The 19,286-nt window shown below is 63.2% G+C and carries 16 protein-coding genes and 1 tRNA gene; 3 read left to right on the forward strand and 14 right to left on the reverse strand.

The annotated features are described in order from the left end of the window. Positions 1-21 precede the first annotated feature (21 nt). A complete protein-coding gene (gene xylF / locus NKI61_RS25005; protein ID WP_023670106.1) occupies positions 22-1,062 on the reverse strand; it encodes a D-xylose ABC transporter substrate-binding protein in 1,041 nt (346 codons plus the stop codon). A 265-nt stretch (positions 1,063-1,327) separates the two neighbouring features. Between xylF and NKI61_RS25010 the strand changes: the two genes are divergently transcribed. Then, the gene (locus NKI61_RS25010) at positions 1,328-2,563 is read left to right on the forward strand and encodes an ROK family protein (protein ID WP_352538620.1); all 1,236 of its coding nucleotides are present in this window, start codon (positions 1,328-1,330) and stop codon (positions 2,561-2,563) included. Between the two features lie 30 nt (positions 2,564-2,593). Here NKI61_RS25010 and phoB read toward each other — a convergent pair whose 3' ends face one another. The 7 genes from phoB to NKI61_RS25045 all read right to left on the reverse strand — a co-directional run bounded on the left by phoB (position 2,594) and on the right by NKI61_RS25045 (position 13,791). Then, positions 2,594-3,283: a phosphate regulon transcriptional regulator PhoB gene (gene phoB / locus NKI61_RS25015; RefSeq protein ID WP_031193203.1), complete on the reverse strand. Its 690-nt coding sequence runs from the start codon at positions 3,281-3,283 to the stop codon at positions 2,594-2,596. 16 nt (positions 3,284-3,299) lie between these two features. Beyond that, positions 3,300-4,004: a phosphate signaling complex protein PhoU gene (phoU, locus tag NKI61_RS25020; protein WP_023670109.1), complete on the reverse strand. Its 705-nt coding sequence runs from the start codon at positions 4,002-4,004 to the stop codon at positions 3,300-3,302. 41 nt (positions 4,005-4,045) lie between these two features. After that, complete coding sequence (gene pstB / locus NKI61_RS25025; RefSeq protein ID WP_023670110.1) at positions 4,046-4,870, reverse strand: phosphate ABC transporter ATP-binding protein PstB; 825 nt, start codon at positions 4,868-4,870, stop codon at positions 4,046-4,048. Between the two features lie 17 nt (positions 4,871-4,887). Then, complete coding sequence (gene pstA / locus NKI61_RS25030; protein ID WP_023706294.1) at positions 4,888-6,204, reverse strand: phosphate ABC transporter permease PstA; 1,317 nt, start codon at positions 6,202-6,204, stop codon at positions 4,888-4,890. Further along, positions 6,201-7,661 carry a phosphate ABC transporter permease subunit PstC gene (gene pstC, locus NKI61_RS25035; protein WP_023748347.1) on the reverse strand — a complete coding sequence of 487 codons (1,461 nt, stop codon included), beginning with the start codon at positions 7,659-7,661 and terminating at the stop codon, positions 6,201-6,203. Before pstC ends, pstA begins: the two co-directional genes overlap by 4 nt. A gap of 95 nt (positions 7,662-7,756) precedes the next feature. Next, a complete protein-coding gene (locus tag NKI61_RS25040) occupies positions 7,757-8,785 on the reverse strand; it encodes a substrate-binding domain-containing protein (RefSeq protein ID WP_023737396.1) in 1,029 nt (342 codons plus the stop codon). 497 nt (positions 8,786-9,282) lie between these two features. Next, entirely contained in the window at positions 9,283-13,791 is a 4,509-nt protein-coding gene (locus tag NKI61_RS25045) for a PAS domain-containing hybrid sensor histidine kinase/response regulator (protein WP_352841387.1), read from the reverse strand. Between the two features lie 242 nt (positions 13,792-14,033). Between NKI61_RS25045 and NKI61_RS25050 the strand changes: the two genes are divergently transcribed. Next, positions 14,034-14,390: a hypothetical protein gene (locus NKI61_RS25050; RefSeq protein WP_023693676.1), complete on the forward strand. Its 357-nt coding sequence runs from the start codon at positions 14,034-14,036 to the stop codon at positions 14,388-14,390. Between the two features lie 118 nt (positions 14,391-14,508). Here the strand turns inward: NKI61_RS25050 and NKI61_RS25055 are convergent, their stop codons facing one another. After that, entirely contained in the window at positions 14,509-15,420 is a 912-nt protein-coding gene (locus NKI61_RS25055; RefSeq protein WP_023670116.1) for a DUF2865 domain-containing protein, read from the reverse strand. A gap of 292 nt (positions 15,421-15,712) precedes the next feature. Here NKI61_RS25055 and NKI61_RS25060 point away from each other — a divergent pair, with 292 nt between their 5' ends. Then, positions 15,713-15,928: a hypothetical protein gene (locus NKI61_RS25060; protein WP_023670117.1), complete on the forward strand. Its 216-nt coding sequence runs from the start codon at positions 15,713-15,715 to the stop codon at positions 15,926-15,928. Between the two features lie 108 nt (positions 15,929-16,036). Here NKI61_RS25060 and tolA read toward each other — a convergent pair whose 3' ends face one another. The 5 genes from tolA to NKI61_RS25085 form a co-directional block, all read right to left on the reverse strand. Further along, on the reverse strand, positions 16,037-16,405 hold the full coding sequence (gene tolA, locus NKI61_RS25065; protein ID WP_023690097.1) for a cell envelope integrity protein TolA: 369 nt from the start codon (positions 16,403-16,405) through the stop codon (positions 16,037-16,039). Positions 16,406-16,631: 226 nt separating this feature from the next. Beyond that, positions 16,632-17,507 (reverse strand): glutathione S-transferase family protein, encoded by an 876-nt coding sequence (locus NKI61_RS25070; protein ID WP_023670119.1) that lies wholly within the window; start codon positions 17,505-17,507, stop codon positions 16,632-16,634. Between the two features lie 25 nt (positions 17,508-17,532). After that, positions 17,533-18,114, reverse strand: coding sequence for a VOC family protein (locus NKI61_RS25075; protein WP_023670120.1), 582 nt, complete (start codon positions 18,112-18,114; stop codon positions 17,533-17,535). Between the two features lie 594 nt (positions 18,115-18,708). Next, positions 18,709-18,783: transfer RNA gene (locus tag NKI61_RS25080), tRNA-Glu, on the reverse strand. 91 nt (positions 18,784-18,874) lie between these two features. Continuing rightward, positions 18,875-19,282, reverse strand: a complete 408-nt coding sequence (locus NKI61_RS25085; protein WP_023670121.1) for a VOC family protein — start codon at positions 19,280-19,282, stop codon at positions 18,875-18,877. Positions 19,283-19,286 lie beyond the last annotated feature (4 nt).

Raw genomic sequence — 19,286 nt, forward strand, 5'->3', positions numbered from 1 at the left:
CATTTCTTCAAGTCGTCGAGATCAGTTGCAAGCCGCGACGCTGCCGGCGGCGACGCCTGTGCAGACTTCGTCCTTCTTGATCCAGCCGGCGTCGATGACGACGTTGAGGTTGTCCTTGGTGATCGCGACGGGGGTCAGGAACAGCGACTTGACGGTGTTGCCGCCAGGCGTGGTGAAGTCCTTGGCGCCGGCAATGTCGCCCGTCTTCTTGCCATCGGCAAGCTGCGAGGCGATCTCGGCGGCGTTCTTGCCGAGTTCGCGCGCGTCTTTCCACACCGACACCGTCTGCGTGCCGAGCGCGATGCGGTTCAGGGCGGCATGGTCGCCGTCCTGGCCCGAGACCGGAACCGTTCCGGCAAGGCCCTGCGCCGTCAGCGCGGCGACAACGCCGCCGGCGGTGCCGTCATTGGCCGCAACCACGGCATCGACCTTGTTGTCATTGGCGGTCAGGAACTGTTCCATGTTCTTCTGGGCGTTGGCCGGCAGCCAGCCATCGGTATAGGCCTCGCCGACATTCTTGATCTTGCCCGAGTCGATGGCTTCCTTGAGCACTTCCATCGAGCCCGAGAACAGGAAATCGGCATTCGGATCCGAGCCCGAGCCCTTGATGAAGACATAGTTGCCTTCGGGCTTCGCCTTGAACACTTCGCGGGCCTGCATGCGGCCGACTTCCTTGTTGTCGAAGGTCAGGTAGAAGACGTCCTTGTTCTCGATCAGGCGGTCATAGCCGACGACCGGAATGCCTTCGTCCAGCGCCTTCTGCACCGCCGGGCCGATGGCCGAGGCGTCCTGCGCCAGGATGATCAGCGAGTTGGCGCCCTGCGAGATCAGGCTTTCGACGTCGGTCAGCTGCTTGCCGGGATTGGACTGCGCGTCGGCGGAAATGTACTTGTCGCCGGCAGCCTCGATCGCCGTTTTCATCGCCGCCTCGTCGGTCTTCCAGCGCTCTTCCTGGAAGTTCGACCACGACACGCCGATGACCTTGTCCTTCGCCTGCGCGACCGACACCAGCGCCAGCGACATGGCGACACCCGCCAGCATGGCGGCTGCAAATCTGTTCATCATAATCCTCCCTGCGCCGCGTGCGGCGCGACAAAACTGGCCCGAGGGCCGGCACACAGAGGCCCTATTTTTTCGAGCCTCGAAAAAATACTGGTTCAATGATAAGGCGCTGTCAACATCGATTCTGATGGATTCTGATGGCCTTGCCGAATTTTTTCGAGGTCCGCAATAAACAATGACAGGGCTGCCGGCGTCTGCCAATATTTGGCTGGTGCCGTCGAACGCCTTCACTATCATGAGGCGCGAGGAGGCCGGGAGGAAACAAATGTCGGTTGGAATCCGCCACGACGATCTGCGCCGTCGCAACCGTGCGATGGTGATTTCAGCCGTGCGCCGGGCCGGCCAGCCGTCGCGGACCGAGATTGCGGCGACCACCGGCCTCAGCCACTCGACCATATCGGCAATCTCGTCTGATCTGATTCAAGAAGGCATCCTGATTGAAGGCAAACCTGGCGAGACCGGCGCACTGAAACGCGGCCGGCCGCAGGTGGGCCTTGGTCTCAACCCGGAAGCGGCGGCGGTGATGACCGTCGTGCTGTCGCTCAATTTCCTGTCCGTCACCGTCATCGACTATGCCGGCCACGTCGTCGCCGAGGAACAGCGCCGGCTGGACACGCTGACCAAGCCGCGCGACGAGCTGATTGGCGAATGCGTAGCAATCGTCCGGCGGCGGCTTGAGGATCCCGACCTCGATGTCCAGAGCATCGCCCGCATTGCCATGGGCATCCAGGGCATCACCGATTCGCAGGCGCGCGCCATGCTGTGGTCGCCGATCACGCCACTGACCGACATTGCCTTCGCCGACATGTTGGAAGCGGAATTCGGCATTCCGGCCACCATGGAGAACGACTGCAATATGATGGCGGTGGCCCTGCAATGGCGCCAGCCCGAGCGCTACCGCGACAATTTCATCGCGATCCTCTTGTCGCACGGCATCGGCATGGGACTGGTGCTGAAAGGCGAACTGTTCACCGGCACCCATTCCTCGGGCGGCGAGTTCGGCCACATGATCCACCGTCCGGGCGGCGCGCTCTGCCGCTGCGGGCGGCGCGGCTGCGTCGAGGCCTATGCCGGAAACTACGCCATCTGGCGCAGCGCCAAAATGATGGGCGAGGATGCCGAGCCGGTCGATATCGGCGACGCTGATATGCGCGCACTCGCCGCGCGCGCCCGCGAAACCGACGGCCCGGAGCGCGAAGCCTATCGCAAGGCCGGCGAGGCGCTCGGCTTCGGCCTCGGCAGCCTGTTTGCGCTGATCGATCCGGCACCCGTCGCCATGGTCGGCGTCAGCGCCGCCGCGTTCGACCTGATCGAACCGGCATTGCGCGAAGCGATCGCCCAGACCGCCGGCGGCCAGCACTCGAAGTCGATCTCCTTCGACACCGAGCCCAACGAGCTGCCGCTGATCCGCGAAGGCTGTGCCATGCGCGCGCTCGGCTTCGTCGATCAGGAGATTTTTGCGCCGGGTATTCAGCCCAAATCCGGCAAGCATGTCGCGTGAATGGCCGGCAACGGCGCGACGCGCAGGATCCTAGTCTTCCCTGATCGCGTAGCCGGCGCCGCGAATGGTACGGATGACATCCGGCATGCGGCCGTTGTTGACGGCCTTGCGCAGCCGCCCGACATGCACGTCGACGGTTCGCTCGTCTATATAGATCGTCTCGCCCCAGACATTGTCGAGCAGTTGGCTGCGCGAGAACACGCGGCCGGGATGGCGCATCATGAATTCGAGCAGCCGGAACTCGGTCGGTCCGAGCCTGATCTCGCTCTTCTTGCGGTAGACCCGGTGCGATTCTCGATCGAGCACGATGTCGCCGACCTTGAGCACGCTCGACAGCACTTCCGGCTTGGCGCGGCGCAGCAGCGCTTTCACGCGCGCCATGAACTCCGGCGTCGAGAATGGCTTGACCAGATAGTCGTCGGCACCGGTGGACAGGCCGCGCACGCGATCGCTTTCCTCACCGCGCGCGGTCAGCATGATGATCGGCAGCCGCTCGGTTTCGGGCCGCACTCTAAGCCGCCGGCAGAGCTCGATGCCGGAAACAGCGGGCACCATCCAGTCGAGCACCAGGAGATCGGGCACGTTTTCCTGCAGGCGGATCTCGGCCTCGTCGCCGCGTGTCACCACCTCGACGTGATAGCCTTCGGATTCGAGGTTGTAGCGGAGGAGCACGCCTAGCGGCTCCTCGTCCTCCACGACCATGATGCGTGGCGCGATCATAGGCAGTTCACCCTCATCAGGCCGGCGTGGCCATCGCCGTCTCGTCCTGCTTCGGACGATTGGCGGGCAATTGCTGGCCGGTCAGCACATAATACGCATTTTCGGCGATGTTGGTGACATGATCGCCGATGCGCTCAAGATTCTTGGCGCAGAACAAGAGATGCGTGCAGGCGGTGATGTTGCGAGGGTCTTCCATCATGTAGGTCAAGAGCTCACGAAACACGGACGTGTATTTGACGTCGATGCGCTCGTCGTCATTCCTGAGTTTTGCAAGAGCTGCCGCATCGGTGGCGGCATATTCCTCGACGACGCCTTGCACCTGGATCAGCACCAGCTGCGCCATGGCATCGATGGAGTGCGAGAGGTCGCGCGGCGTGACGCTCAAGCCCACGGTGCCGACGCGTTTGGCGATGTTCTTGGCGAGATCGCCGATGCGCTCGAGGTCGCCGGCCATGCGGATCGAGCCGACCACGGCGCGCAGATCGTTGGCCATCGGCTGGCGCTTGGCGATCAGCGTGATGGCGCGGTCGTCCAGTTCGCGCTGGCGCGCATCCATGATGGCGTCGTCGGAAACGACACGCTGTGCCAGCGCATTGTCCGAATTGAGCAGCGCCCTGGTCGAGCCGCTGACCATCGAGCCTGCCAGATCGCCCATGTCGCGGATCAGCTTGCTGATCTGCCCGAGCTCTTCATCGAAGGAGGCGACGGTATGTTCACCCATGATCTTGGTCCTCGTGCCTGAAAATTCACCCGCCGGACGGCTCAGCCGAAGCGGCCGGTAATGTAGTCCTGGGTGCGCTTGTCGTCGGGGTTGGTGAACATCTTGTCGGTGGCGCCCTCCTCGACGAGATAGCCGAGATGGAACATCGCTGTACGCTGCGACACGCGCGCCGCCTGCTGCATCGAGTGGGTGACGATGACGATCGTGTAGTTCTGGCGCAGTTCGTCGATCAGCTCCTCGACACGGGCGGTGGCGATCGGATCGAGCGCCGAGCAGGGCTCGTCCATCAGGATCACCTCCGGCGACACGGCGATGGCGCGCGCGATGCACAGGCGCTGCTGCTGGCCGCCGGACAGGCCGGTGCCGGGCTCCTGCAGGCGGTCCTTGACCTCGTTCCAGATCGCAGCCTTCTTCAGGCTCTGCTCGACGATCTGGTCCATGTCGGACTTGCGCTTGGCCAGCCCATGGATGCGCGGGCCGTAGGCGACGTTCTCGTAGATCGACTTCGGGAACGGGTTGGGTTTCTGGAACACCATGCCGACGCGGGCGCGCAGTTCGACGACATCGATGTTCTTGTCGTAGATGTCGTCTTCATCGAGCGTGATCTTGCCGGTCACCCGCGCCGAATCGATGGTGTCGTTCATGCGGTTGAGGCAGCGCAGGAAGGTCGACTTGCCGCAGCCGGACGGGCCGATCAGCGCCGTCACCTGGTTCTGGCGGACGTCGAGATTGACGTCGAACAACGCCTGCTTCTCGCCGTAGAAGACGCCGACCTTGTCGCCGCGCATCTTGATGACTTCGTTCGACTTGGCGTTCATTTTGTCGCCCACTGCATTCTCAAGGGACTGTTCGGTCATGATGTTCATACCAAATTGCCTTTTTTCTACCAGCGCCGCTCGAACCGGCGCCGAAGCACGATCGCGGTGATGTTCATGGCCATGAGGAAGACGAGCAGGATGATGATGGCGCCGGACATGCGCTCGACAAAAGCGCGCTCAGCCTCGTTTGCCCACATGTAGATCTGCACCGGCAGCGCGGTCGCCGGATCGAAAGGCGTCGTCGGATAATCGGCGACGAAAGCGACCATGCCGATCAAGAGCAGCGGTGCTGTCTCGCCGAGCGCACGCGCCAGGCCGATGATGGTGCCGGTAAGGATGCCTGGGGCGGCAAGCGGCAGGATGTGGTGGAACACCATCTGCATCTTGGAGGCGCCGAGCCCGAGCGCTGCCGAGCGGATCGACGGCGGCACCGCGGCAAGGGCGGCGCGCGTCGCGATGATGATGGTCGGCAGCGTCATCAAAGTCAGCACCAGGCCGCCGACGAAGGAAGCCGAGCGCGGCATGCCGAGGAAGTTGATGAACACGGCAAGGCCAAGCAGACCGAAGACGATCGACGGCACCGCCGCGAGATTGTTGATGTTGACTTCGATCAGGTCCGTAAAGCGGTTCTTCTTGGCGAACTCCTCGAGATAGATCGAGGCGGCGACGCCGATCGGCAGCGCCAGCAAAAGCACGATCACCATCATGTAGAACGAACCGATGATGGCCACGCCCATGCCCGACGTCTCGGGCCGGCTGGAGGCGCCATAGCTGAACAGGCCGGTGTTGAAATGCTCGGCCATCGCGCCTTCGGCTTTGAGCTTGTTCATCCAGTCGATCTGCTGGTCGGACACCTTGCGGCGCGCTTCATCGACGCCGAGGTCGATCTGGCCCTTGAAGGCCGAGTCGAGATTGGCGGCGGCCAGGATGTCGACGTCACGCGTCGTGCCGATCACCGACGGATCGGCGGAGACGATGTCGCGCAGCTGGACGCGGGCGCCTTCCGACAGGAAGCCCTTGAGCTTCAGCATCATCGGCTTGTTGGCCGGATCGATGCCGAGCTTGGCCACCAGCGCGTTTTCGGCGAGCTTGGGATAGTTCGCCTTGATCAGCACGGTAGGGTCGGTCGCGCGCTTGCCGGAGGGATCGATCACCTTCTCGTCGAAGGTGACCGGCAGCGTCACCGTCGTCTGCCAGAAGGCGGTGTAGCCTTTCGAGACGATGGTGATCAACATGATGGCCAGGAACGCCAGGCCCACCGAGATCGCAATCACGCCATAGATGCGGAACCGGCGTTCGGCGGCGTAGCGCGCCTTCAGCCCGATGTCGCGGCGCGGACGCGCGACGGCACCCGCCATCGTGTCCAGGGGGATGTCGGTCATTCGTACTGCTCCCGGTACTTGCGCACGATGTAGAGGGCGACGATGTTCATCACCAGCGTCAGCGCGAACAGCGTCAGGCCGAGCGCGAAGGCGACCAGCGTCTGCGGCGAGTTGAACTCGAGATCGCCGGTCAGCTGGTTGACGATCTTGACGGTGATGGTCGTCATCGCCTCGAACGGGTTGGCCGTCAGATTGGCCGCGACGCCCGCCGCCAGCACGACGATCATCGTCTCGCCGATGGCGCGCGACGCCGTCAACAGGATGGCGCCGACGATGCCGGGCAGTGCCGCCGGCAGGATCACCCGCTTGATCGTCTCGGAGCGCGTGGCACCGAGGCCGAGCGAGCCGTCACGCATTGCGCGCGGCACCGCGGTGATGATGTCGTCGGACAAAGAGGACACGACCGGGATCAGCATGACGCCCATCACCAGGCCGGCGGTGAAGATGCTCTGGCCCTGGATGAAGGGAGAGCCGCCGGTGAGGGCTGCTGAGAGGTCGCGCAGGAACGGTCCGAGCGTGACCACGGCGAAGATGCCGTAGACGATGGTCGGGATGCCGGCCAGCAGTTCAAGCGCGGGCTTGACCACCGACCGGACGCTGCGCGAGGCGTATTCGGACATGTAGACCGCCGACATCAGCCCTACCGGCACTGCGACCAGAAGCGCGACGGCGGCGATGTAGAGCGTGCCGGCGAGTAGCGGGATCAGGCCGAACTGACCCTGGCTGCCGCCGGAACCGGCGGCGGCGAAACGCGGATCCCACACCGTGCCGAAGAAGAAGCTCATCGGTGATACGCTTTCGAAGAAGGTGATCGTCTGGAACAGCATCGACAGCACGATGCCGACCGTGGTCAGGATGGCGATGGTCGAGGCCGCAAGCAGCCCCCACAGCATCAGCTTCTCGACATTGTTGCGCGCCCTGGCGCGCGGCGCGATCTGCCTCAGCGCATAGAAGGCGCCGGCGACCGACAGCGCGAAGGTCAGCACGGCGCCGAACAGGCCGAGCCGGTCCTGGACCTGGTTCGCCTCGACCGCGATCGGGATCATGTAGTCCTGTGTGTCGCTGGCCAGTGCCACGCCCTTGGCGGCGAGCAGCGGCTGCAATTCGGCGAAAGTAGCGGGAAGTGCGGTATCGCCATCGAGCCGGCGCAAGCCCTTGGCCAGGCTCTTCACCAGGCTGGCGTCGAGCGCTTCGCTGGCGACCTTTGTGTCGGCGGTGCGCTCGGGCAAAGCGGCATGGATATGCCGGTCGAGATAGAAGGAAGAGCCGATATCCCAGACGGCGAGCAAAAGGACGGCAGGCAGGACCGCGAGCAGAAAGGCCCACCAGCCATGATAATGCGCGCGCGAATGCGGCTTGACCTTGCCGGTATCCTGCGCCGCGGCGCGCTGGCGGCCGACCACAAAAGCGACCACGCCTATGACGATGATTATGGCGAGTACGAGCAAGGACGACATAACCCACCCCAGGGAAAATTCAGATCGCCGCCGCCGTTGCGGCAAGCGGCGAAATCAGGGCGCGGAGTTCATCCGCGCCCTGATCCGTCCGTTGATTACATTGTCTTTCCGGCGGCGAAGGCGTCGCGCTGGCCCTGACGTTCGGCGTCGGGAGCGGAAACCAGGCCGTACTGGGCGAGCGGGCTTTCCGGGCCGATCATCTGGTCATCAAGGAAGAACTCGACATATTCCTTGAGGCCAGGAACGACGCCCAGATGCGCCTTCTTGACGTAGAAGAACAACGGCCGCGACACGGGGTACGTGCCATCGGCGATGGTCTGCGTCGAAGGCACGATGCCTTCCACGGTAGCGACCTTCAGCTTGTCGGCATTGTTCTCGTAGAAGGCGAGGCCGAACACGCCAACGCCGGTCTTGTTGGAGTCGATGCGGGCGAGCGTCTCGGTGTAGTCGCCGTCAATGTCGACAGCCTTGCCGTCCTTGCGGATGGCGATGCAGGTCTTGCCGATTTCCTTGTCGTCGGCGATGCCGGCAGCCTTCAAAGCGGCCTTGTCGCAGCCGGCGTCGAGCAGCTTGGTCTCGAACACTTCACGGGTGCCGTGCTTCTCACCCGGGATATAGGCGGCGATATCCCAGTCGGGCAGCTTCGGATTGACCTGGTTCCACTTGGTGTTCGGGTTGTCGACCAGCTTGCCGTCGACCACCAGCTTGGCGGCGAGCGCCTTGTAGATGTCGGCGGGAACCAGCGCCCAGTCCGGACCCTTGATGTCGGTGGCAAAGACGATGCCGTCATAGCCGATGCGGACTTCCTGGACGTCCTTGACGCCGGCGTCGGCGCAGGACTTCAGCTCGTCCTTCTTGATCGGGCGCGAGGAGTTGGCGATGTCGATCGTGTCTTCGCCGACGCCCTTGCAGAACTCCTTGATGCCGGCGCCGCTGCCGCCGGACTCGACCACCGGGGTCTTGAAGCTGATGAAAGTTTCGCCGAACTGCTCGGCGACGATCTTGGCGTAAGGCAGCACGGTCGACGAACCGGCGACCTGGATCTGGTCACGCGCAGCGGCGACACCGGACGATGCGGCGAACGCTACCGCCACGGCCGATGCCGTAACGAGGAATTTCTTCATGTGGCCTGCTCCTGTTCGGAAGATGGTCTCTTGGCGCCCTCTTCAAACCGGCGCCCGCTGAGGCCAATAGCCTTCGATTATTACAGTCGCATGACAGTTTCGTGTCAGCCCGGTAACGTCGCACAGACGTCTTGTGGGCCGCACCCTTTAAGCCGGTTTGTGGGAATGGAAGTTGCCGCTGGAATCATACGCTTGCGCAATTCGTGCTGGCATCAAGTCCCGGCACACCGCAGGCCGCGATGCCGAGAAAGAAAAACCGGACGGGAGCGCGTTGCCCGTGGCCAGAGCGAATCTTGGCCGAGCCATCGCCAAAAACAGGTCCGTTGGGGTAGATTCGACGCTGTTTCTTGTCGGCGGTCGCTTGCTCCCGCCCGTAACTGAATGAGCGGTTTCGTTGCGACCATTGTCCTGACTGGGCGCTAGCTTTGATATGGTGCGATCGCACCATAGCCTTGGCTGTTGCGGCGCGGCCGAATCCCGGCCGGCGCCGCAGGTTGCTATCCAGCGTCTCGTTGGGCTTCGCCTGATATGCCGACCCAGCGCTCGACCTTTTCGAGCAGCGCCCTGGGGCTGATCGGCTTGGGCAGATAGTCGTCCATGCCGGCTTCCAGGCAGCGCTCGCGGTCGCCCTTCAAGGCATGCGCGGTGACGCCGACGATCGGGATATGCATACCCGTATGTTCTTCAAGCCGGCGAATTGCGGCGGTGGCCTCGAGCCCGTTCATCTCCGGCATCGAGACGTCCATCAGGATGATGCGCGGATTAAGCCGGCCGAAGGCGTCGAGCGCCTTGCGGCCGTTGCCGACGATTTCGAAACTGTAGCCGGTTTCGCCGATTATCTGGGTGAACACCATCTGGTTCACCTCATTGTCTTCGGCAACGAGGATGTCGAGCCGGCGTTCGTCCCCGGCGGCCCGGGCGCGGGCACGAACCGGCGGCGGTTGCAGCAAGGCGCGTTCCGATGCAGCGAGCGGCGGCTTTGCCGGCGACGGTTCGTGCCTGTCGCCGCCGGAACCGCTGCTTGCCGCCGGCAGCACACGGCCGCCCGTGATATTGTGATGGTGGCGCTGGATGGTGGCGACCAGCGTTTCCAGAAGCACCGAGGAACGCGCCGGCTTGATCAGCTGGGCGTCGATGCCGAGATCGCGATAGCTGGTGTTGGCGAGCGACTGGTCGACCGAGGTCAGCATGATGATCGGCGTGTCGGCCAGCCCTGCGGTGTTGCGCACGACGCGCGCCATTTCGGCGCCGCTCATCCCCGGCATCTGATAATCGAGCACGACGCAGTCGACCGGCACGCCGTAGGCAGCCGCGGCGACCAGCACCTTGAGCCCTTCGGGTCCGCTTTCGGCGGCGCAGGAATCGAAGGTCCATGACGCCATCTGCTCGCTCAGGATCGATCGGTTGACGGCATTGTCGTCAACGATCAGCACCCGTGAGCCGGTCACGTCGACCGGCATGATCCGCCGTCCGGTCTGTTCCTCGGCCCTGGGCAATGTCACGGTGAACCAGAAGGTCGAGCCCTTGCCTTCGGCGCTCTCGACACCGATCTCGCCGCCCATCAACTCGACCAGCCGCGAGGTGATGGCGAGCCCGAGCCCTGTGCCTTCGTGGCGTCTGGTCGACGAGGTGTCGGCCTGACTGAATTTTTCGAAGACGAGCTTCAGTTTCTGCTGCGGAATGCCTATGCCGGTGTCGGTGACCGAAACGGTAAGCTTTGTCCCCGTCGGCCCCCTTTGTCCGGTCACGTCGACCAGCACGTGGCCTTCGTCGGTAAACTTCACCGCGTTGCCGACCAGATTGGTGACGATCTGCCTGATGCGACCGACATCGCCGACGAACAGGCTTTCCAAGCCCGGCTCGACGCGCACGATCAGCTCGAGGTCCTTCTCCTTGGCGCGGGTCGATATCAGCGTCGCCACGTCCTCGATCGCTTCGGGCAGGTTGAAGGGCGCAGGGTCGAGCACCAGCTGTCCGGCATCGATCTTGGAGAAGTCCAGTATGTCGTTGATGATGGTCAAGAGCGCGTTACCCGATTTGACGATGATGTCGGTGAACGTCTTCTGCTTGGGATCGAGGTCGGATTTGGCCAGCAACTCGGCCATGCCGAGTACGCCGTTCATCGGCGTGCGGATCTCGTGGCTCATATTGGCCAGGAATTCCGACTTGGCGCGGTCGGCCAGCACGGCGCGCTGGCGCGCCTCGCGCAGTTCGGCCTCGCGCAGCTTCAGTTCGGTGATGTCGGTGGTCGACCCAATCAGATAGAGCGAACCGTCGGACGCGATCATCGCGCCCTTGCGGGCGAACTGGTGGCGCACGCTGCCGTCGGCAAGCGTCACCGTTTCCTCGATCTCCTGTGTATCGCCTGTGCGCAGCACGGCGAGATCGCTGTTGACGAAGGCTTCGCCGTCCTCGCCGAAAATCTCGATGTCCGTTTTGCCGATCGCGTCTTCCCTGCGGAGGCCGGTGAGGTCGCACCAGCCCTTGTTGACGTAGAGCTGCCTGAGGTCGGAGCGCTTGGCGTAGATCGACACCGGCACGTTGTCGATGAGATTGCGGAACACCTCGTTCTCGCGCATGCTCTCTTCCAGCGCCTGCTCGCGCGCCTTGACATCGGTGATGTCGGTGCTGGAGCCGACCAGGTGCACCGACCCGTCGAGCGCCACCAGCCGGCTCTTGCGCGTCATCAATTGCCGCACCGTGCCGTCGCGATGGGTAACGGGCTCCTCGATCTCGCGGCCGCGGCCGGTGACGACGACCTCGGTGTCGTCATGGGTGTAGGTTTCGGCGTCGTCGATGCCGAAAAGCTGGAGATCGGTCCGGCCGATGACCTCCTCCTTGGGGATGCCGGTCAACGCACACCAGGCCTTGTTGACGAATTCCATGCTCAGATCCTGCGCCTTGATGAAGGCGGCGACCGGCAGTTCGTCCATGACGTGGCGGAACAGGTCGATCTGGCGCATGCTTTCCTGCAGCGCCTTTTCGCGGCTCTTGATCTCCGAGATGTCGACGCGCACGCCGATGAAGGTGCCGTCCTCGGTGCGCATATCGTAGACCTGATACCAGCGGCCGTCGGGATTGCACCGTTCGTAGGAGGAGTTCGGCAGGCGGTAGCGGGCGAGAATGGCATCCAGCCAGATGTCTCGATCGCCGTCATAGAGCTTGTCGGTCTCCGGATCGCCGCTGAAGCGGAAATATCCCACGGAATGTCCGAGTTCCAGGGCCTCGCGGAAGCTGCGGCCGGGCTGCCATGCCGGTTTCAGCGCCGGCAGCGTGTCCTGCAGCTTGCGATTGGCAAAGATGAACTTGTCGTCGCGGTCATAGATGATGACGGCCGCCGGCAGCGACTCCAGCACCGTGGCGAGGTTCTTGCGGGCGTCCTCGGCCTCGGTCTCGCGGCGCTTCATGTCGGAAATGTCGAACAGGAAACCGGCGACATAGTTGCGGCCACTGGGCATGCCGACGCGGTTCTTGCGCACGATGCGCGAGCGGCTGGCGCCCTCGGCGTCGAAAGTCTCCTCGACCTCGTAGGGCGTGCCGGTCGCCAGCACGGCGCGTTCGCTGTCTTCGAATTGCGCGGCGTCCTTTTGCTTGAGGAAGTCGCCGCCGGGCCTGCCCAGCATCGCTTGCGGGCTCTGTCCGAACAGTGCCGAAAACGCCTCATTGACGAAGACGAAACGCAGATTGTCGTCCTTGACGAAGATCGGGTCCTTGACGCCGTTGATCACCGCCTCGGCCAGCCGCGATTTCTCCAGCGCTTGGGCTAGTTCAGCCTCGCGATCCTTCATGTTGGTGACGTCGACATAGGAGATCAGCCTTTTGCCGCCGGCGAGCGGCGCCAGCGAGGCAATCAGCGTACGGCCGTCATTGCGTGGCAGTTGCCTGGAGCCCACCAGGCCAGCCGAGATTTCTGCTTCGCGCTCGGCGATGTGGCCCTGCCACTCGGCATCGTCAGCACCGTAAGGGTCCATATCGCGGCTGGCCTGCATCAGTTCGCGGAAGCCGCAGCCGATGCCGGCGCGTCGGGGATCGATTTCCCAGAAATCATAGAAGGCGCGGTTGATCACCTCCGCGCGCATCTCCGCATCGAGGACGAGCACGCCGATCGGCATCTGGTCGACCATCGTGCGAAGATTGGCGAAGGTCTCCGTGATTTTGGCGTTGGCACTCTGGATTTCGGCGTCGCGACGCTTGAGCTCGGAGACGTCGTAGTAGGTCAACAGCCGCTTGCCGCCGGACAATGCCGTCACCGAGAACATCATCGTCCTGCCGTTGGCATGGAGAAATTCGCGTGGCGCAACCGAGCCGGCGCTGATCTCCTCGATGCGGGTGGCGAGGTAGTGCCGCCACTGCTGTTCATCGAGATCGCCGTAGATGCCGTTGCGGCGGTTGAGTTCCATCAACAGGCTGAACGGCGCGCCGACCGTGACGGCGCCATCGGGAATCCTGGAGAGCTCGCGATAGGCCTTGTTGACGATGAGCGTGTCGAACTTCGCGTCAAGCACCACGACGCCCATATGCATGGCATCCATTGTCCGCTCGAGATCGGCGAGGTGCTGCGTGGCCTCGCCGGCCGGCGGATCGCTCTCCTCCTGCCGCAGTTCGTCCAGCGCACCGGCCAGTGCCGTGACGTTGCGGCCGATGCCGCGATAGCCGATGAATTCGCCTTCGCCGTCGAACCGCGGGGAACCGGTGATCGAAACCCAACGGCAGCCGGGAGGGCCGCCCTTCCACTCATAAACAAAGTCGCGAAACGGCCGATGCGCCTGCAAATCCTCCAGATGCGCGGCGGCGTGTCGATTGCCGTGCACCATCTGCTTGAGGAAATCGAAGCGGAAACGGCCAAGAATGCTGGCGGGATCGATGCCGGTGGCGGCCTGGTAGTTCTCCGAAAGCCAGGAAAAGCACAGCTCGGCGTCGGTCTCCCAGACCCAGTCGGCGCCGGCCTCGACCAGTTCGCGCAGCGCTTCGGGCGAACCCCCGACGGACGTATCCTCGCCGTTCACCACCCCTTTTCGGGAACCGCGTCCGCCGCGTGTTCCAACAGTCCCGTCAGCCATCCCGTTCCCACCCCGAAAGCCAAGGCCGAACCCCCTCAGCGGTTCGCCGGCGGAATTTGCCCGAGAAGCATTAATGATCCGCTAACCATAACCAATCCAGACTGCGGCCAGAGCCACATTGCCCTGCGGTATTCCGCCGGTTGTCGGCGGAACCCCGGCCGGGCTATAAGTCGGCGGGGGTGTTGCTGATGACGGGTTGGATCGTGCCTTGTTTCCTGTGCCTGGCGCTGCTTGCGGGCAGCGGCTGCGCACGCAGCTATGACGGCACGGTGGTGATCCCGAAGCCGCTCGATATCAGGCGGGTCTGGGATCGCGATCCGTCGCAGACTGAGGCCAGCCGGATGCAGGCGGCAGCCGGTGTGTTTCCGACGCCGCCGCCGCAGGAGCCCTACCGGCCCGCGGCACGCAGGCACACAACACAAATAGCCGCGCCAAGGCGGCACGTCAGGTCCAGCCCTCCCAGCATGGCTTCCGAACCGGCCAATCCGCTCACCTGCAAGAATGTCAGCGAACCCGGCAAACGCTACAGGATGGTTTGCGAATAGCTGGTACTAGAGCAATTCCAGGAAAAGTGTGAAACGGTTTTCCGTCCGGAATTGCGTAAAACAAAGACATAGAGCGGTTCGCCGTTTCGGTGAAACGGTGAAACGCTCTAGGCGCAGGTTACTCCGCCGGGAAGAAAGCCGGCCCGACCACCCTGACCGGCCGCGAGCCGGCCAATGGCTCGACCGACTGTCGCTGGGCGGCGCCCCTGGCCTCTGCAGCGTCTGCGCCAGGCTGGGGAATTTGCGCCACGGTGCCAAGATCCGGCTTCGCTGACGGCAAAGGAATGATCGCGTTGGCCATATTGGCTGGCGTCACCGTGCGCGCTCTCAGCTCGGCAACGCGCTGGTGATAGCGCTTGAGGTCGCAGGCCCTGAAGTTCGCATCATTGCGATATTTGAAGGCCGTCGGCAGGTCCTTGTAGGATGTGCGCGTATCGAGCGCGACCATCTTTTCGGTTTCAAGGCTTGGGTCCCTGAGCGTGTACAGGTCGACGCCGGCATCGTCGCAGATGTAGCGGCACTGGTCGACCATCTCCTTGACATCGCCGCCTTGCACGAACTGCGATTTCGGCGCCGGGAAGAAATAGCCGTCGGAGAGACGAACGCAAAACAGCATCGAATTGCTGCCGATCATGGCGCCAGCAGGACGCTGTCTTTGTTGCCCGGCGGCGGGCGTGCAGCCGAGCGCGACGAGCCTGGCCTGCAGTCCGGACGCATCCCGGCGCGAAATCGCGGCGCCGGCGATCTGGCGTTGCACCTGTGTGCGGCTTTTGGCGAGGTCGGCGCAAGCATTGAAGAAGCCCCCCACCGCACTTTGCGCCGTGCACCGGCGTTGCCTCTCCAGCCCCTGGATCGCCGCAAGCTGGCGACGTAGCTGCGCAAGCTCGGAGCTGATCCCGCCGCTGCGGCCGGACGGTGCCAGCTGGCTCCTGAGCGCGGCGCATGGATCGGCAAGGGAAGCCGAAATGCCGAGGACGCTTGCCGCTACCGACACCAGTGCAAAGGTCACGACAAGCCACAAATGCATCATCGGCGACACCTGGTCCTTGTACCCCTGTGGAGCCGATCGCCGCTCCAGCCGATTGAGCCTCAATGATTGAGGCAAGTCTAATTGAAGAGACGCCAAGAACCGCCAGGTATTTTATGCCGAGTGTATTATGCCGGTTCCCGTAAATTCGCTATTACACTTTTGTTTCAAGATTGAGACGTAGCCAGGCTCCGGCGAGCCCAGGCCGCCGCAATCATCGATCCCGCCTTATCGGCCCTTGCGGATGAAACCTTTCTCCGGTGTCTCGCGTTGTGTCGGGCAAAGGAGACCGAAGATGTCTATTCACTTCACTGTCTCTGGCCTGACCAGGAACCTGTTCCACTCGCTGGGGCTGGACCATGAGCGGGCGCCGAGAGCGCTCGATCCCGAACAGAGCCTGTTGCTGGAATGCTATCTCGCCGGACAGATTCCGGAATCCGCCTGGGCCGACTACGTCTTCGAGGCGCCGGAACTGCAGCGGCATGTGGATATCAGGCGCCCGCACAACTGATCAGAGCAATTCCAGGAAAAGTGCGAGCGGTTTCCGTCCGGAATTGCGTCAAGACAACGGGGGGCGGGTCGCCGTTTCGGCGAAACGGTGAAACGCTCGCCCGCTCGCCTACTGCTTGGGCGAAGCGAATTGCACGGTGAAGACATTGCCCGCGACGCCTTGCGCCAGCGTCGGCGAAAAGCTCAACGGCAAGCACTTTTGCAGGGCAGTGGTTGCGGCGTCGACGAACGACTTCCTGGTATCCGCATCGCCATCGACCTTGATCGCCGTCGGCCGCGGCGGACCGATCAGCGTGCCGTCGCGCTTGAAGCTGAAGCTCAAGGTGACGCTGGCATTTCCAACACCCGCCGGCGGCGTCCAGCACGCCTGGATGGCATCGCCGACCTCCGCCATCGTGTCGAGCGGCGCGGCATTGCACGGGTAGCCTCCGACCAACACAACACCGGCAATCGCAAACACTCTCGCTACGCCCTTCATCGCAAAGCTCCTCGTGTGTCGTCCGCCGACCATGATGGTAGGGTCGAAGCAAACGATGGCAATATGCCTGATGTCGGACTTTACAGCATGAGACGTGCCTGATGGCGCATCGGCGAAAAGCAAAAGGCCGGCATTGCGCCGACCTTTCCCTTCACCCTTGCGCCAGTACATCCGTGGTCGCGCGGTGCCTTCAATAGACAGCGTTCTGGTTAATGAATCCTTAGCTTTACGCGCTGGCCTGCGACTTCACATAGGCGATGTAGCCGCGCACGTCGCCGGCCGGCTCGGCATAGGCCTTACCGAGTTTCTTCTCCATCGCCGCGACATACTCCTTGGCCCATTTTGGTAGCGCATAGTCGATGACGGCCAGGAACTCCAGCGTCGATGCCAGGCGTATGTCGGCGATCGACGGGTGCTTGCCGCCGATGAACGGCTTGCCGTCCCTGAAGAAGGAGTGAAACACCTCCAGCGGCTCGGCAATCGCCGCCATGGCGGCCTTCTGCGCCTCGGACTTCTTCTCCGGATGAGCGTCGCTATGGCCGACCTCGCCGGCATAGTGCGGGAAACCCAGCGCCGGATAGGTGGCGCGCGCCACATACGGGTAGAGCGTGCCGATCAGGTAGAACATGGCGCTGTCGACCATCGCCCGCTTGGCCGGTGCCTTGGGATAGAATTTCTCCAGCCCGTGCTTGTTGGCGAGATACTGCATGATGGCACAGCTCTCCCACAGCACGCCGCGCGGCAGCCCCTTGTCCTCGATCATCGGCGTCAGATGCGCCGGATTGCGCGCCATATATTCGGGCGAGCGCGTGTGGCCCCAGGCGTCAGTCTCGGCGGCGTCGAACCCGGCCGCACGGGCAAACACCCGGACGGTCATGTTGTTGACGCTCGGCTTCAGCATCGAGAGCTTCAGCGCCGGTTTTTTCGCCGCCTTGACCTTCGGCGCGGATTTCTTGGCAGCCGGCTTTGTCGCGGCTTTCGCGGCCGGCTTCGCGGCTGCCTTCGGCGCGGCCTTTACGGCCGCCTTTGCGGCCGGCTTCGCTGCCGCTTTTGCTGCTGGCTTGGCCGCTGGTTTGCCAGCGCTCTTAACTGTCTTTGCCATTATGGTCCTCCCCTTTTGCTGGCCGTCAGTATGGATTCTTCGGCGTCCGGTCGTCCGACAAGGTCGCGCGCGACCGTTCGACCAGCGTCTGGATCGCGTCGGCAAGGTGCACTTCGGCGATGTTGTAGTCGCCGCGCGCAACGCGCAGCTTGTGCGCCTGCATCAGCACATCGGCGTGGGTGAAGCCGGCCGGCGGCTCAAAGCGATAGGACGCCAGCTCGATCAAGAGGCCGAGCGGATCCTCGAAATAGATCGAATCCATGAAGCCGCGATCCTTGACGCCGCTGTGCTTGATGGCGCGCTCGTCGAGCCGGGCGACCGCCTGCAGGAAGGTCACGCGCGACACCGAGAACGCAATATGATGGACGCAGCCCGGTTCGGTGGGCGTGCGCCGCTTGACCGGCGTGCGGCTCTCGTCGGTGAAGACGGTGATCAGCCTGCCGTCGCCGGGATCGAAATAAAGATGGCTTTCGCTTGGCTTGTCGAGGTTGGGCTGCTCGAAAATGAACGGCATGCCGAGCACGCCTTCCCAGAAATCGATCGAGGTCCGGCGGCCGGCGCCGACGAGCGTGATGTGATGGACGCCCTGCGACTGCAATTTCTGCATCGGTGTCCTCCTCCCCGACCCTCGCCTATGTTCTCCGGCGTCTTGCGCGCCGCAAAGAGCCCTTTGGCTAGGCTTCGTACAATGATGCTAGTGCAATTGGCAGCGCCGCGCCAGAAGCTCGCGGAGACTGCCGGCGCTGGATGGTGAAAGAGGCTTAAGGTTGCATGACCTGAGGCTACGCAACGGCTCTGAGTTCGGCCTCCGCCAGCGTGCCCAGGCCCGCGCATTCGGCGCATGCCATGGTCTGCCCGGGACAGCCGGCCCGATGCGTACCTTGCGGGCAGCAATGCCCTTTCGACTCACGCCATTTCAAGCAATCGAAAACCTGCCCGCTGCCGTGACAGCACGGGCATATCATTTTTGCCGAATTCATGCCTGCTATGCCAAACCAAATCCGCGTTGCCGCAGATGCTATCCCCGCACCGCAAGTAACAGAGATCGCTACGCTTTCAAGGTCGCGGCCTGACTTAAATTGGGTGTATTCGGGTGCGCGGACTTGCCGAATTTCGCTGATGCCGCCGACCCTCGCGGTCACACGCGATCCGCGCGGCTGCTGCCCGAAATTTTCGATGATGCGGAAGGAAAGTCGTTGCTTGGTACGCCCAAGGGGAATCGAACCCCTGTTCCCGCCGTGAGAGGGCGGTGTCCTGACCGCTAGACGATGGGCGCGTTCAAGAACCGGCGATATAGGCTGACGGTTTGGAAAAAGCAACTGGCTTCGAACGGCCGGACCGCTTCTGTGCAATGTCGGTTCGTGGACCTAGCGTTTCGGCTCGATCAGGTCCCACAGATTGCCATAGAGGTCGGCGAAAACCGCCACGGTGCCGTAAGGCTCATGGCGTGGCGTTTCGTGGAACTCGACGCCGTTCTCCAGCATCGTCGCATGGTCCGTGGCAAAATCATCGGTTTCGAGAAACAAAACCACGCGGCCTCCGGTCTGGTCGCCGACGCGGCTCTTCTGCACATCGTCCAACGCCTCCGCCAGAAGCAGCCGGGGCCCTTGCCCGACCGCCGGCGTTACCGTCACCCAGCGCTTGCCGTCGCCGAGCTCGATGTCGTCGCAGAGGACAAAGCCAAGCTTGCCGACATACCAGGCGATCGCCTCGTCATAGTCGGCGACGACGAGCGTGATGGTTGCGATGCGGCGATGTTCGGCAAACCCGGTCATTGTT

The sequence above is a fragment of the Mesorhizobium sp. M0514 genome (assembly GCF_040321145.1).
Classification (GTDB): Bacteria; Pseudomonadota; Alphaproteobacteria; order Rhizobiales; family Rhizobiaceae; genus Mesorhizobium.

Excerpts from the sequence above, each read along its gene's own strand:
- xylF (WP_023670106.1), bottom strand. The coding sequence starts at position 1,062 with ATGAACAGATTTGCAGCCGCCATGCTGGCGGGTGTCGCCATGTCGCTG.
- NKI61_RS25010 (WP_352538620.1), top strand. The coding sequence starts at position 1,328 with ATGTCGGTTGGAATCCGCCACGACGATCTGCGCCGTCGCAACCGTGCG.
- phoB (WP_031193203.1), bottom strand. The coding sequence starts at position 3,283 with ATGATCGCGCCACGCATCATGGTCGTGGAGGACGAGGAGCCGCTAGGC.
- phoU (WP_023670109.1), bottom strand. The coding sequence starts at position 4,004 with ATGGGTGAACATACCGTCGCCTCCTTCGATGAAGAGCTCGGGCAGATC.
- pstB (WP_023670110.1), bottom strand. The coding sequence starts at position 4,870 with ATGAACATCATGACCGAACAGTCCCTTGAGAATGCAGTGGGCGACAAA.
- pstA (WP_023706294.1), bottom strand. The coding sequence starts at position 6,204 with ATGACCGACATCCCCCTGGACACGATGGCGGGTGCCGTCGCGCGTCCG.
- pstC (WP_023748347.1), bottom strand. The coding sequence starts at position 7,661 with ATGTCGTCCTTGCTCGTACTCGCCATAATCATCGTCATAGGCGTGGTC.
- NKI61_RS25040 (WP_023737396.1), bottom strand. The coding sequence starts at position 8,785 with ATGAAGAAATTCCTCGTTACGGCATCGGCCGTGGCGGTAGCGTTCGCC.
- NKI61_RS25050 (WP_023693676.1), top strand. The coding sequence starts at position 14,034 with ATGACGGGTTGGATCGTGCCTTGTTTCCTGTGCCTGGCGCTGCTTGCG.
- NKI61_RS25055 (WP_023670116.1), bottom strand. The coding sequence starts at position 15,420 with ATGATGCATTTGTGGCTTGTCGTGACCTTTGCACTGGTGTCGGTAGCG.
- NKI61_RS25060 (WP_023670117.1), top strand. The coding sequence starts at position 15,713 with ATGTCTATTCACTTCACTGTCTCTGGCCTGACCAGGAACCTGTTCCAC.
- tolA (WP_023690097.1), bottom strand. The coding sequence starts at position 16,405 with ATGAAGGGCGTAGCGAGAGTGTTTGCGATTGCCGGTGTTGTGTTGGTC.
- NKI61_RS25070 (WP_023670119.1), bottom strand. The coding sequence starts at position 17,507 with ATGGCAAAGACAGTTAAGAGCGCTGGCAAACCAGCGGCCAAGCCAGCA.
- NKI61_RS25075 (WP_023670120.1), bottom strand. The coding sequence starts at position 18,114 with ATGCAGAAATTGCAGTCGCAGGGCGTCCATCACATCACGCTCGTCGGC.
- NKI61_RS25085 (WP_023670121.1), bottom strand. The coding sequence starts at position 19,282 with ATGACCGGGTTTGCCGAACATCGCCGCATCGCAACCATCACGCTCGTC.